Source organism: Streptomyces sp. NPDC104202, assembly GCF_055584185.1.
In genome coordinates, this window is the sequence record NZ_JBVJMN010000002.1 from 181,575 (window position 1) to 194,601 (window position 13,027).

Annotated in this window: 10 protein-coding genes; 6 read left to right on the forward strand and 4 right to left on the reverse strand. The window is 75.0% G+C overall.

Going from position 1 to position 13,027, the window contains the following annotated elements:
• The first annotated feature begins 21 nt into the window (after window positions 1-21).
• From ACZ60W_RS02150 to ACZ60W_RS02160, 3 genes are all read left to right on the forward strand, one after another.
• Window positions 22-417, forward strand: a complete 396-nt coding sequence (locus ACZ60W_RS02150; RefSeq protein WP_366303893.1) for a YidH family protein — start codon at window positions 22-24, stop codon at window positions 415-417.
• Entirely contained in the window at window positions 414-731 is a 318-nt protein-coding gene (locus ACZ60W_RS02155; RefSeq protein WP_469753410.1) for a DUF202 domain-containing protein, read from the forward strand. Before ACZ60W_RS02150 ends, ACZ60W_RS02155 begins: the two co-directional genes overlap by 4 nt.
• A 175-nt stretch (window positions 732-906) precedes the next feature.
• Window positions 907-1,818: an MBL fold metallo-hydrolase gene (locus tag ACZ60W_RS02160; RefSeq protein ID WP_469753411.1), complete on the forward strand. Its 912-nt coding sequence runs from the start codon at window positions 907-909 to the stop codon at window positions 1,816-1,818.
• An 87-nt stretch (window positions 1,819-1,905) separates the two neighbouring features.
• Here the strand turns inward: ACZ60W_RS02160 and ACZ60W_RS02165 are convergent, their stop codons facing one another.
• Window positions 1,906-3,204, reverse strand: a complete 1,299-nt coding sequence (locus tag ACZ60W_RS02165; RefSeq protein WP_469753412.1) for an enolase C-terminal domain-like protein — start codon at window positions 3,202-3,204, stop codon at window positions 1,906-1,908.
• Window positions 3,205-3,336: 132 nt separating this feature from the next.
• Between ACZ60W_RS02165 and ACZ60W_RS02170 the strand changes: the two genes are divergently transcribed.
• Together ACZ60W_RS02170 and ACZ60W_RS02175 are read left to right on the forward strand one after the other, a co-directional pair.
• Entirely contained in the window at window positions 3,337-4,359 is a 1,023-nt protein-coding gene (locus ACZ60W_RS02170) for a phosphotransferase family protein (protein ID WP_469753413.1), read from the forward strand.
• A 6-nt stretch (window positions 4,360-4,365) separates the two neighbouring features.
• Entirely contained in the window at window positions 4,366-5,580 is a 1,215-nt protein-coding gene (locus ACZ60W_RS02175; RefSeq protein WP_469753414.1) for an acyl-CoA dehydrogenase family protein, read from the forward strand.
• 12 nt (window positions 5,581-5,592) lie between these two features.
• Here the strand turns inward: ACZ60W_RS02175 and ACZ60W_RS02180 are convergent, their stop codons facing one another.
• The 3 genes from ACZ60W_RS02180 to ACZ60W_RS02190 form a co-directional block, all read right to left on the reverse strand.
• Window positions 5,593-10,053 carry a hypothetical protein gene (locus ACZ60W_RS02180; RefSeq protein WP_469753415.1) on the reverse strand — a complete coding sequence of 1,487 codons (4,461 nt, stop codon included), beginning with the start codon at window positions 10,051-10,053 and terminating at the stop codon, window positions 5,593-5,595.
• Between the two features lie 25 nt (window positions 10,054-10,078).
• A complete protein-coding gene (locus tag ACZ60W_RS02185; RefSeq protein ID WP_366303907.1) occupies window positions 10,079-10,672 on the reverse strand; it encodes a TetR/AcrR family transcriptional regulator in 594 nt (197 codons plus the stop codon).
• Window positions 10,673-10,770: 98 nt separating this feature from the next.
• Window positions 10,771-11,592, reverse strand: coding sequence for an SDR family oxidoreductase (locus tag ACZ60W_RS02190; protein WP_469753416.1), 822 nt, complete (start codon window positions 11,590-11,592; stop codon window positions 10,771-10,773).
• A 139-nt stretch (window positions 11,593-11,731) separates the two neighbouring features.
• Here ACZ60W_RS02190 and ACZ60W_RS02195 point away from each other — a divergent pair, with 139 nt between their 5' ends.
• Window positions 11,732-12,982 carry an exo-beta-N-acetylmuramidase NamZ family protein gene (locus ACZ60W_RS02195; RefSeq protein WP_469753417.1) on the forward strand — a complete coding sequence of 417 codons (1,251 nt, stop codon included), beginning with the start codon at window positions 11,732-11,734 and terminating at the stop codon, window positions 12,980-12,982.
• The last annotated feature ends 45 nt before the right edge of the window (window positions 12,983-13,027 follow it).

Below are 13,027 nucleotides of genomic sequence, written 5' to 3' on the forward strand. Positions count from 1 at the left end.
CCGGGCCGTTAGGGTGCACGTGTGAGCGATTTCGTACAGACCGTGCGCCTGTGGTTCGCGCCGCAGCGGGTGCGGGACGAGGGCGAGACCCCCGACTACCGTTTCTCCCTCGCCAACGAGCGGACGTTCCTGGCGTGGATCCGCACGGCGCTCGCTCTCGTCGGCGGCGGGTTCGCCGTCGACCAGTTCCTGCCGGACCTTCGCTGGGGGGTGCGGGTCGGGCTCGCGCTCGCGCTGCTCGCGGCCGGCGTGCTGTGCTCCCTGCGCGCGGTGAACCACTGGGTGCGCTGCGAGCGGGCGATGCGGCGCGGCGAGGACCTGCCCGGCTCCCGCTTCCCCGCGGTGCTGAGCCTGGCCGTGGCCGCGGTGGCGCTGACGATGGTGGTGCTCGTCGTCTTCGGCTGGGCCGGCCGGTGAAGACCGCGCCCCACGCCCGGGACCCCGGGCTCCAGCCGGAGCGCACCCGGCTCGCGTGGCGGCGCACGACCCTGTCGTGCACGGTCGTCGCCGTGCTGGCCGTGAAACTGACCGTCAGCGACACGATCGGCGCGAGGGAGATGACCGGGCTCGCGCTGTCGGCCCTGGTGTGGGTGGCGTTCCTGGCGGTCGCCCACCGCCGGATCCGGTCCCTGGGCGCGGCGCGGCCGCTCCCGCTCTCCCACCGGGGGGCGCTGCTCGCCACGGCGTGCACGATCGCGCTGGCCGTCTTCGGGGCGGCGCTGATCTGGTGACGCCGGGCACGGGCCCGCGCCGGAGCCTCCACGAGCGGGCCGGGCCGGGATCGACGGCGGCGTACCCCAGGCCCTCCACGCGGCCGTTCCGGAGCGGGTGGCTCCGACTTCCCCCGGTCCGGGTCGCCTGGCACGCTTCCCCTGTCCAGTCGGGCTCTCAACCGGGGGAATCCCTTTGTCTGCCACCGATCCCTACGTGGTCGCGCTCGCGCCGAACGTCCACGCCTTCGTCCAGCCCGACGGCGGCTGGTGCCTGAACAACGCGGGCTTCCTCGGCGACGCGCGCGAGTCGCTGCTCGTCGACACCGCCGCCACCGAGCGCAGGGCGCTGCTGCTGCGCGAGGCGGTGCTCGCGGCGGGGCTGGCGCTGCCGTCGACCGTCGTGTCCACGCACCACCACGGCGACCACACGTACGGCAACGGGGTGTTCCGGCCGGAGGCCCGGATCGTCGGGCACGAGAACTGCCGGGCCGAGCAGCTCGCCGCCGGCCACCAGCTCCACCTGCTGTGGCCGCAGACCGACTTCGGGCGGGTCGACATCCTGCCGCCGTCGGTGACCTATCGCGACCGGCTGACGCTGTACGTCGGGGACGTCGAGGTGCGGGTGATCCACCCGGGCGCGGCGCACACGACCGGCGACTCGATCGTGCACCTGCCCGGGCAGGGCGTGGTCTTCACCGGCGACCTCGTCTTCCAGGGCGGGACGCCCTTCCTGCCGACGGGATCGCTCGCCGGCTCGCTGCGCGCCCTCGCCCTGCTGCGGTCGCTGGACGCGCCGACGGTCGTGCCGGGCCACGGCCGGGTGACCGACCCCTCCGCGTACGACGCGACCGAGCGCTATCTGCTGTGGGTGCGGGACCTGGCCGCCGACGGGTACGCCAGGGGCGAGACCCCGCTGGAGACGGCACGGCGCGCGGACCTCGGGGAGTTCGCCGCGTGGCGGGAGAGCGAGCGGCTCGTCGCGAACCTGCACCGGGCGTACGCGGAGCTGGAGGGGCTGCCGGAGGGCGCGCCGCTGGACCCGGTGGCGGTCTTCGGCGACATGGCCGCGATGAACGGCGGGGTGCCGGTGGCCTGCCACGCCTGAGCACGGTGGCCCCGGGCCGGCGGAGCGCTCCGACCGGTGCTGGGGCGGGCCTTCCCCCGGTCCTCCGGCCGCCGGTGCGGTCTCCGGTCACCAGCGGGGGACGCGGGGCGCCTGCCACGCCGGGTCCGCGACGCGCATGGCCGCCGCGTCGTCGCGGTCCCGCAGGGTGCCGTCGTCGTCCAGCCAGCGGCGGTGCAGCGCGGCCAGCGCGGTCCGGTCGAGGGTGACGCCGAGACCGGGCGCGTCGGAGACGGTGAGACGGCCGTCGCGGAAGACGGGCCGGGTGGTCACGACGTCCTCGGTCTGCCACGGGTAGTGGGTGTCGCAGGCGTACCGGAGCCCGGGCAGGGTGGCGGCGACCTGGGTCATGGCGGCCAGGCTGATGCCCAGGTGGGTGTTGGAGTGCATGGAGAGCCCGATGCCGTACGTCCGGCAGAGCGCGGCCAGTTCGCGGGTGCGGTGGAGGCCGCCCCAGTAGTGGTGGTCGCAGAGGACGATCCGTACGGCTCCCTTCGCGAGGGCCTCCGGGACCTCCTCGAAGGTGGTCACGCACATGTTGGTGGCGAGCGGCAGCTCCGTGCCGGCGGCGATCGCGGCCATCGCGTCGGTGCCGCTCGCCGGGTCCTCCAGGTACTCCAGGACGTCCGCGAGTGCGCGGGCGACCGCGAGGGAGGTCTCCACGGACCAGGCCCCGTTGGGGTCGAGGCGGAGGGGGCGGCCGGGGAACGCCTCGGCCAGGGCACGGATCGCGGCGACCTCCCGCTCCGGCTCGAACACCCCGCCCTTGAGCTTGAAGGAGCGGAAGCCGTACTCCCGGTCGAAGCGGCGGGCCTGGGCGACGACGCCCGCCGGGTCGAGGGCCGCGCCCCAGTCGTCCGTCGGGGCCGCGCCGGGGTGGGCGTCCCAGCGGTGGAAGAGGTAGGCGCTGTACTCGACGGTGTCGCGGACCTTGCCTCCGAGGAGGGCGTGGACGGGCAGGCCGAGGGTCTTGCCGAGGGCGTCGAGACAGGCGGTCTCGAAGGCGGAGACGACGGAGAGGCGGAGCTTGTCCGCGCTCCGGACCCCGCGCAGGCCGCCGGCGTCGACGCCCTCGTCCGGGCCGCCGGCTGCCGGGGCACTCGGAGCGACGGCGGCCGCGAGGGCGAAGAGGCCGTTCACGTCCGTGACCGACCGTCCCGGCAGGGCCTGCGCCAGCGGGCGGGCGGCGTCCAGGTAGGCGCCGTCGCCGTACGTCTCGCCGAGGCCGCCGACCCCGTCCGCGGTGATGACCTCCACGACGAGGCGAGGAGTGAAGGGCTGGTGGACGCCCTGGACGTTGAGGAGGGGCGGGTCGGAGATGAGGATCGGGGTGAGCCGGACTTCGTCGACGATCAGCTTCGCATCCATATGTGAACCCTATTCAGAGATGCGACCAGCGGCCAGGGTGCGACGCACCCTTTCCCGGCGAGCCCCTGGACGACATACCGACTGGTCGGTCATCATGAACGCCGACCGAAGCCGACCCGGAGGTACGCACCCATGAGCTCCGCCCCGCCGCCAGGACTCGACCCCGAGCGGCTGCGCCGCTTCCTCGACCGGGAGCGGCCCGGTCTGGTGGCCGGCCCCCTCGAAGCCCGGCTGATCGAGGGCGGGCGGTCGAACCTCACGTACGTCGTGACCGACGGCACCGGCCGCTGGGTCGTCCGCAGGCCGCCGCTCGGCCACGTCCTCGCCACCGCCCACGACATGCGGCGCGAGCACCGCGTCATCAGCGCCCTCGCCGGAACCGGCGTGCCCGTCCCCCGCTGCGTCCTGCTCGGCGAGGACGAGTCCGTGCTCGGCGCCCCCTTCTACGTCATGGAGTTCGTCGAGGGGACCCCGTACCGCTCGGCTCGCGAACTCGCGCCCCTCGGGGCCGAACGCACCCGTGCCGCCGTCCTCGGGCTCGTCGACACGCTCGTCGAACTGCACGCCGTCGACCCGGCGGCCGTCGGCCTCGCCGACTTCGGCCGGCCCGAGGGCTTCCTCGACCGGCAGCTGCGCCGCTGGGGCAAGCAGCTCGACGCCTCGCGGGGCCGCGAGCTGCCCGGCATCGGGGAGCTGCACGCCGCGCTCGGCCACGCGCTCCCCGACTCCCCGGCGCCCACCGTGATCCACGGCGACTACCGGCTCGACAACGTCCTCATCGGCGACGACGACCGGATCAAGGCGGTCCTCGACTGGGAGATGTCCACCCTCGGCGACCCGCTCACCGACCTGGGCCTGCTCGTCATGTACAGCACCCCGCTCGACCTGCCGAACTCCCCCATCTCCACCACCGCCACGGCCCCCGGCCACCCGAGCGCCGCCGAACTCGTCGAGCGCTACGCGGCCCGCTCGGGCCGCGACACCTCCGCCCTCGCCTGGTACACGGCGTTCGCCTGGTTCAAGCTCGCGGTGATCCTGGAGGGCATCCACTACCGCTACACCCTCGGCCAGACCGTCGGCGCCGGCTTCGACCGCATCGGCGAACTCGTCCCCGTCTTCATCGAGCACGGCCTCACGACCCTTCAGGAAGGCTGATCCGCCATGGACTTCGCGTACGACGCCCGCACCGAGGAACTGCGGGCCCGGCTGCTCGCCTTCATGGACGAGCACGTGTACCCCGCCGAGGCCGTCGCCGACGAGCAGCGCGCCGGGCTCGCCTCGCCGTGGGACACCCCGCCGGTCGTCGAGGAGCTCAAGGCCGAGGCCAGGCGGCAGGGCCTGTGGAACCTCTTCCTCCCCGACGCCGAGTACGGCGCCGGACTGACCAACCTCCAGTACGCGCCGCTCGCCGAGATCACCGGCCGCAGCCCGCACCTGGCCCCCACCGCCCTCAACTGCGCCGCCCCCGACACCGGGAACATGGAACTGCTCGCCCAGTTCGGCGACGAGGCGCAGAAGAAGCAGTGGCTGGAGCCGCTGCTCGCGGGCGAGATCCGCTCGGCCTTCGCCATGACCGAGCCCGAGGTCGCCTCCTCCGACGCGACCAACATCGAGACCCGGATCCGCCGCGACGGCGACACGTACGTCGTCGACGGACGCAAGTGGTACATCTCCGGGGCCATGAACCCCGACTGCCGGATCTTCATCGTCATGGGCAAGACCGACCCCGACGGCGCCGACCCGCGCCGCCAGCAGTCGATGATCCTCGTGCCCCGCGACACCCCCGGCGTCGAGGTGCGGCGCGCCATGCAGGTGTACGGCTACGAGGACCACTCCCACGGCGGCCACGCCGAGGTGGTCTTCCACGACGTCCGCGTCCCCGCCTCGCACCTCATCGGCGAGGAGGGCGGCGGCTTCGCCATCGCCCAGGCCCGGCTCGGCCCCGGCCGCATCCACCACTGCATGCGGCTCATCGGCATGGCGGAGCGGGCCGTCGAGCTCATGTGCCGCCGCGCGGTCTCCCGTACCGCCTTCGGCAAGGCCCTCGCCCAGCAGGGCGTCGTCCAGAACTGGATCGCGGACGCCCGCGTCACGATCGAGCAGCTGCGGCTCCTCGTCCTCAAGACCGCCTGGCTCATGGACACCGTCGGCAACCGCGGCGCCCACACCGAGATCCAGGCCATCAAGATCGCGACCCCGCGCGCGGTCGTCGACATCATCGACAAGGCCGTCCAGGCCCACGGGGCCGGCGGCGTCTCGCAGGACTTCCCGCTCGCCGAACTCTGGTCCGCGGCACGGACGCTGAAGCTCGCGGACGGTCCGGACGAGGTGCACCAGCGGTCGCTGGCCCGCCGGGAGCTGAAGAAGTACCTGTGAGGTGGGCCGGTCTCAGCCCAGTCGGAGGCAGAGGACGCCCGTCGCCGTGTGGACGCAGAGCCGTTCGTCGTCGACCCAGTCCACGTCCAGGATCTCCCCGCCCACGTGGATCCGGTGCAGGACCTCCGTCGTGTCGGCGGCGAACAGCGTCAGCACGCCGTCGGCACCGGCGGTCAGGACCGTGGGGCGGCCGTTCCTGGTCTGCAGCCGGAGCGCGGTGACGCGGACCCGGTCGGGGCGGGGGACGACGTCCGGCTTCGTCGGCTCGGCGCGGAAGGAGGCGGGGAAGGCCGTGCGGACCACCAGGTCCCCGTCGTCCGTGACGTGTCCGAGCGCGGGACCCTGCGGCCACCGGCCCAGGTCGTGGACGACGTGCACCGAGTTCAGCCGCATGGTGAACCGCACGGTGTCGTCCGGCAGCGAACGCACCGTCAGCAGGGGTACGGGCGGCGGCGGCTCCTCCGAGAGGCTGTCGTCACTGCGGAGCCCGACGACGGCCGCGAAGACGCGCGCACCGTCCCGGACGAGCCGCAGCGAGTGGACGCCGTTCAGGTCGACGTCCAGGCGCGTCCCGACCGGGCCGTCGGGCGTGAGCAGGGCGAGGAAGTGCCTGCCCGCGCCGTAGTGGCTGAAGCAGGCGACGACGCGGGGGCCTCCGGGGCCCGGCACGGGGCAGGCCGTGAGAAGTCCGCGCGTCGGAGGGAAGGCGACGGGCGGACCACCCGGCCAGAGCCACGTCCTGATCCGCTGCCGCCGTCTGATCCGCTTCGTGTCGAGCCGGTCGCGGAGCACGACAGGGGCCCCCGGGTGGCTGTCGACCACCGGGGCGCCCTCGCCACGGCCCGCCACGCGGTCCCGTACCGCTCCGTTCGCGCCGTCCCACAGGGCGGCGCCCTCGGCGTCCTGGACGACCACGACGGACCGCCCCGCGTGCGTCCCGGTCCGGACGGTCACCGCGGGGTCGCCGACGCTCTCGCCCGGCTCGGACGGCGGGCCGAGGGTCCAGCCCTTGGCGGACCAGGCGTCGGCGCCCAGGGAGACCAGCCGGAGTCCGTCCGGCCCCCGGCCGGCCGGGAAGAGGCGCGACACGGGAGCGTCGATGCGGGTCCGGCCGACGACCGTGCCGTCGGCGGCCCGGGCGGACATCTCGTACGCCGTCGCCGAGAGGCACGTCATCGGCACGTCCCCGCCCTCCGCGGAGTCCGGTCCGGCGACGGCGGTCAGCAGCCGGGCTTCGCCGTACGGATGCCCGGCCCATTCGACGATCCGGAGACCGTCCGCCCCCCGGACGGCGCGCGTGCCCGTCGTGGACGCCCACAGCACGCAGTCGGTGGCCACGTGCACCGTGTCCCGGTCGAGGGCGAGAGCCTGGACGTCCGTGCCGCGCAGGGAGCGGTGCAGCTTCCGCTCGACGGTCAGGGTGTCGGCGGACGGGCCACCGAGGTCCCAGACGGTGAGGCGGGCTCGGCGGCTCCAGTTGCTCCACCGGTGCACACGGATCGCGGCCACCCTGATCCGGCCGTCGTGACAGGCCAGGGCCAGCCGGTCCCCGTCGAAGGGGCGCCACAGGTGCACCGAGCGGCGAGCGGCCCGCAGGGAGAGCGGCCGGGCGTCCCCCGAAGCGGCCCTCAGGACGACCCGGCCGCGCAGGTCCGACACGGCGATCAGGGGCTCGCCGTCGAGCTCGGTCACCGCGCAGTCCACCGCGCGGCGCGGCGCGGGCACCGCGCCGATCAGGTCCCGGGTCTCCACGTCCCACACCCAGATCCGGTCGTCGGTCGCGAGGGCGACCCAGGGCCGGGTGGCGCAGCCTCGGACGGAGGTGATCCGGCCGAGGGCGGAGGGGAGTTCGGCGAGGAGTTCACCACCCTCGGTGTCCCAGGCCCGTACGGCTCCCCCGCGCTCGGCGACCACGAGAGCGGGACGGCCGTGCAGGGACACGACGGCGGCGCCGCGCACGCCTCCGCGGAAGGTGCCGAGGGTGGTGTACGGCACCGGCGTCACCCGCGCCCACTCGGTGTCCCAGCGCAGCCGGGGGTGGCGGAGCCGGATCGCCTCGGCGAGCTCGCCGGCGCCGGTCTGGAAGGCGGACAGGCGCAGCTGGGCGGCGCGGGTTGCGGGGTCGGTGGGGGCGTGCAGCAGGGCGGCGCAGTGCCCGACGGCGCGGGCGGCGGCGCGGGCGGGTTCCGTGCCGGCGCGGTTCAGGACCCGCTGGAGCGCGGAGACGGGTGCGGTGAGCAGGTGGCCGGGGTCGAGGGCGAGGACGTCCAGCAGCTCCGTGCCCTCGGCGTGTGCGGCGAGGTGGCGGCGGACGTAGGGGGGCGCGGCGGTCCAGTCGGGGCCGTCCGGGCCTGTCGGGACCAGTCCGGCGAGGGCGTGGGCGACGCGGCCGCGGGCGCCGGGGTCGAGGGTGGCGCGAAGGGCGTCGGCGTACGCCTGGTGGTAGAGGCGGTAGACCGAGCGTCCGTCGGCGTCGAGCTCCTCGACGAGGTGTTCGCCGACGGCCCCGAGCAGCCAGGCGATGTCCTCCCAGCCGAAGCCGGGGACCGCGGGGGCGGCTTGGTCGGGGGCCGCTCCGGCACGGGCCGGTTCGTCGCGCGCCGTTTCGTCGCGGACTGCTCCGTCGCCGGCGGCTTCCTCGCCGGCGGCGCAGGCTCCCGCGATCGTGCGCCAGACGTGGTCCGGGGGGAGGCCGGGGCCCTCGGCGAGGGCGAGGGCGGCGAGGAGGGCGAGGCCGCGGGCGTGGTCGGGGCCGAGCTGGTGGCGCAGGACGCGGAGGAAAGTGTGCCCGGGGGTCTCGCCGAACTCGGGGACGTGGGCGCGCCAGTCGGGACGGGAGGTGTCGACGGCGCGGGCGGCGCGGCCGAGGTGGCGGGCGGCGACGCGGGCCGAGAGGAAGCTGCCGCGGGCGCGGTCGGCGATCTCGCGGGCGACGGTCTCGGCGGCGGTGTCGTCGTACGGTCCTCGGCTGCCGGGTCCGTCGGGGGCCTGGAGGAGGCGGCGGGCGTAGTGGGCGACGTCCCGGGAACTGTCCTCCCTGGCGGTGTCCAGGTCGAGGACGGCGGTCTCGCCGGCGAAGGCGTCGACGACGTGCGGGCGGGCGCCGACGAGGAGCCGGACGCAGGGGAGGCGGAGGAGCGGGCGCAGCAGCTCGGCGGCGATCCGGCGGGCCTCGGTGTCGTCTCCGCCGGCCTCGCCGGCCTCGTCGAGGGCGTCGACGATCAGGTGGAGCGGGTCCCTGCGGCCGGCGAGGGCGGCGAGGAGGGCCTGCGGGGTGGCGGCGTCGGTCCCGGCGGCGTCGGCGACGGCGGCGACCAGGTCCTCCAGGAAGCGGTGCCGGGCGTGGACGGCGGTGGGGGCGGGGGCGGCCGCCGTGCGTCCGCCGGAGCGGAGGAGCAGTTTGCCGAGCAGCGCGGACTTGCCGACGCCGGGGCCGCCGGTGACGATCAGGCCGCGGTGCCCGGCGGGGTCGCCGTGGGCCAGCCAGCGGCCGACGCGGTCGAGTTCGGCGGTGCGGCCGACGAAGTACGAGCCGCCGCGGCCGGGCGCGGCGTGCTCGAAGCCCTGCCCGCGCGGGGCGAAGTGGTTCTCCAGGTCGGCGCGGCGGCGCAGGCCCTCGGGGCCGGAGCGGCCGAGCCGCGCGGCGAGTTCGGCGACGTCGCCCTCGTCGTAGCGGGCCTCGGGGTGGTAGCCGGTGTTCTCGAAGGAGAAGAAGGCGTAGCCCTCGGACTCGACGTGGGCGCGGGCGGTCTGCCGGACGCCGGCGCTCCGGTAGACGTCGTTGACGGTGTCGACGACCTGCTCGACGGAGAGGTAGCGCTGCTTGAGGGAGACGGAGAGGCGGGCGAGGGCCGTCTCGAGCGCGGCGGCGAAGACCATCGGGGAGGCGGGTTCACCGGCGCGGGCGACGGCGATCACGGCGAAGTCGGTGAGCCTGCGGCCGGTGTCCTCGCCCGCGGCGCGGTCGGTGTCCGCGGCGCCGCGGCGCAGGGCGGCGCCGAGCTGTTCTGCGGCGGCGGCCGCGTCGGCGCCGCCCTGTCCGGCCCCGCAGGTGTCGATGACGAGGAGGACGCGTTGGGCGCCGGATTCGAGGACATAGCGGGTGAGGTCCTCGGCGGCGAGCGCGGTCCCGGCGAGCCGGTCGGGACGGCTGTCGGCGCAGAGCAGGTAGTGGCGGCCGGCGCCGTGGACGCCGTGCCCCGTCCAGTAGACGACGACGGCGCTGCCGGAGCCGTCGGTGCGGTAGGCCCAGTCGAGGATGCGGTCGCGGGTGCCGGCGAGTCCCTCGTCGGTGATCCGCTCGTCGACCCGGTAGCCGAGTCCGCCGAAGAGCCGGACCGCCGCGCGTAACTCCTCGGGCATCAGGGGAAGTTCCGCGGCGTGCCGGTAGCTGCCGGTGCCGACGACGACGAGTCTGCGGTCGATGCCCGCCGTCTCCCGCGTCGCCCCGTGCGCCCCGCCCGCCCCGTCCACGGGCCTGTTATACCCGACGGGACCGTCAGGGGCGCAGGGCCCGGAGCAGGAGGTCGGCGAGGTGGCCGGCGACCTGCTCGGGGGTGAGGGGCCCGTCGGGGCGGTACCAGGTGGAGAGGTGGTGCACGGAGCCGAAGTGGTAGTCGACGACCAGGTCGGCGGGGGTCGCGGAGGAGAAGACCCCGGACCGCTGCCCCTCCTCGACGAGCGCCCGGAAGCGCTCGTGGTAGCGGCGGCGCTCGGAGCGGACCTGCTTGTGCTTCTCCGGGCTGAGGTGGTGCATGGAGCGGAAGAAGATGGCCGCGTCGTCGAGGTTCTCGATGGTGGTCACGACGACGTCGGCGGCGGCGTCGCGCAGCCGGTCCTCGACGGGGGCGTCGGCGTCCGCGTAGGCGTCGAGCCGCTCCTGCTGGAGGCGGAGGACCCGGGCGTAGACCTCCTGGAGGAGGTCCTCCTTGGAGCCGAAGTAGTGGTAGAGGGCGCCCTTGGTGACCCCGGCGGCCTCGACGATCTCCTGGACGGAGGTGCGGTCGTAGCCCTGTTCCGCGAAGAGCCGGGTGGCGGCGGCGAGGAGCCTCTGGGGGACGGGCGCGCCGCTCCCGTCCGTCGTCCTGGCCATGCGCCGCCGCCTTCCTTCGTGATCGTTTCCGATCGTCCGTGATCGTCCTGGGGTGGGGGAACGCCGTTCCCGTCCGTAGATCTTCCCATCCGCCGGGGCTACTCCTCGCGGGTGCCCGCCTCCCACGCCTGCTGCACGTGGTTCATGGTGCCCAGCCAGCGCTCCGGGTCGGTCGCGCGGTTGCGGTAGTAGCCGGCCACCTCGGGGTGGGGCAGGACGAGGAAGCGGTCGGCGGCGATGGCGTCGATCAGGGCGTCGGCGACGTCCTCGGGCTCGATGGCGGTGGGGGCGAGGACGAGCTCGCCGGCCGTGCCCGCGGCGGTGAGCATGTCCGTGCGGACGCCCTGCGGACAGATCGCGTGGACCCGCAGACCGCGGTGGCGGTAGGTCAGGGAGAGCCATTCGGCGAAGGCGTACGCGCCGTGCTTGGAGACGCTGTACGGCGCCGCGCCGATCATGGTGAGCAGGCCGGCGGCGGAGACGGTGGAGACGAACCGGCCTGCGCCGCGCTCCAGCCACTCCGGGAGGAGGGCGCGGGCGGCGCGGACGTGGGCCATGACGTTGACGTCCCAGGCGGCGGCCCAGACGTCCTCGTCGGCGAAGGCGTCGCCGGGCGAGGAGAGCCCGGCGTTGGCGCACCACACGTCGACGGTGCCGCCGAGGGCGTCCCGGGCCTCGTCGACGACGGCGGAGGCGTCGCCGGGGACGGCGACGGCGCCGATCTCCTCGGCGACGGCCTTGGCGCGGTCGGCGTCGAGGTCGTTGACGACGACGCGGGCACCCTCGGCGGCGAAGCGGCGGGCCAGGGCGGCGCCGATGCCGCCGCCGGCCCCGGTGACGACGACGCCGGAGCCCCGGAGCCCGTCCGCGCCGCCGGCGCCCTCGCCCGTGCTCGTGTCCGTGCTCGTGCCCGCGTTCATGGACCCACCCTTCGGCTGTGACGACCGGGGCAGACTAACCGGTCGGTATGGAGGAGCGGAAGACCCGTTCCGCACGCCTCGTTCCCCGCGGCGGTCAGGAGCGCTAGCGTGCGTGCCCATGTCACCCCGAGGAGGTTCCATGCGCCTGTCCCGTCGGAGTCTGCTGGCCGCCGGAGGCGCCCTCGGGGCGGTGGCGGCCACAGCGCCCACCGCCTCGGCGGCCCCGCCGGGACGGGGACACGGCCGGGTGAGGACCGGCTTCGAACGCCTGGCGGCCGACGGATACGCCCTGCTGGCCGGCGAACGGGTCGGCATCGTCACCAACCCGACCGGGATCACCGCCGACGCGCGGCACGTCGTGGACGTGATGCACGCCGACGACCGCGTCGACCTGGCCGCCGTGTTCGGCCCCGAGCACGGCTTCCGGGGCACCGCGCAGGCGGGCGGCTCGGAGGGGCGCCACGACGACCCGGCGACCGGACTGCCCGTCTACGACACGTACCTCAAGAGCGGGCAGGCGCTGGCGGACGTCTTCACCGCCTCCGGGGTGGACACCGTCGTCTTCGACATCCAGGACGCCGGCGCGCGGTTCTACACGTACATCTGGACGCTGTACGACTGCATGGCGGCCGCCGCGCTCGCCGGGAAGCGGTTCGTGGTCCTGGACCGGCCCAACCCGGTCACCGGCCGCGCGGCCCTCGGCCCCGTCCTGGACCGGGCGTTCGCCACCTTCGTGGGGCGCGAGCCGATCGCGCAGGCCCACGGCATGACGGTGGCCGAGCTGGCGCTGCTGTTCGACGGCGAGTTCCTGGCCGGCCCCCTGGAGCTGGAGACCGTCCGCATGACGGGGTGGCGGCGCTCCGACTTCTTCGACGCGACGGGACTGCCCTGGGTGCCGCCCAGCCCGAACATGCCGACGCCGGAGACCGCGCTCGTCTACTCCGGCACCTGCCTCTTCGAGGGGACGAACCTGTCCGAGGGCCGGGGCACCACCAGGCCCTTCGAACTCCTGGGCGCGGAGGGGATCGACCGCCGGTGGGCGGAGGCGGCGAACGCCCTCGGCCTGCCGGGCGTCCGGTTCCGCGAGGCGTACTTCGCCCCCACCTTCTCCAAGTTCCAGGGGAAGACCGTGGGCGGGGTCCAGCTGCACGTCCACGACCGGGAGTCCTTCGACCCGGTTCGGACCGGCATCGGCCTCCTGGTGACCGCCCGGAGCTCCTGGTCCGGCTTCGCCTGGCGCCCGGACAACTGGATCGACAAGCTGACCGGCTCGACCCGGGTGCGGACCCTGGTCGACGCCGGCGCGGACGTCGACGAGGTCGTCGGGGCGTGGCAGACGGACCTGGCGGCCTTCCGGGCGGTGCGCGCCACGTACCTGCTCTACCGCTGAGGGGACCCGGACGGACCGGCCGGGGGTGGGGTTGACCCCCGGCCG

Bases quoted from the DNA above. Each gene is read 5' to 3' on its own strand.
- ACZ60W_RS02165 (WP_469753412.1), bottom strand. From the start codon at position 3,204: ATGGATGCGAAGCTGATCGTCGACGAAGTCCGGCTCACCCCGATCCTC.
- ACZ60W_RS02170 (WP_469753413.1), top strand. From the start codon at position 3,337: ATGAGCTCCGCCCCGCCGCCAGGACTCGACCCCGAGCGGCTGCGCCGC.
- ACZ60W_RS02175 (WP_469753414.1), top strand. From the start codon at position 4,366: ATGGACTTCGCGTACGACGCCCGCACCGAGGAACTGCGGGCCCGGCTG.
- ACZ60W_RS02185 (WP_366303907.1), bottom strand. From the start codon at position 10,672: ATGGCCAGGACGACGGACGGGAGCGGCGCGCCCGTCCCCCAGAGGCTC.
- ACZ60W_RS02190 (WP_469753416.1), bottom strand. From the start codon at position 11,592: ATGAACGCGGGCACGAGCACGGACACGAGCACGGGCGAGGGCGCCGGC.
- ACZ60W_RS02195 (WP_469753417.1), top strand. From the start codon at position 11,732: ATGCGCCTGTCCCGTCGGAGTCTGCTGGCCGCCGGAGGCGCCCTCGGG.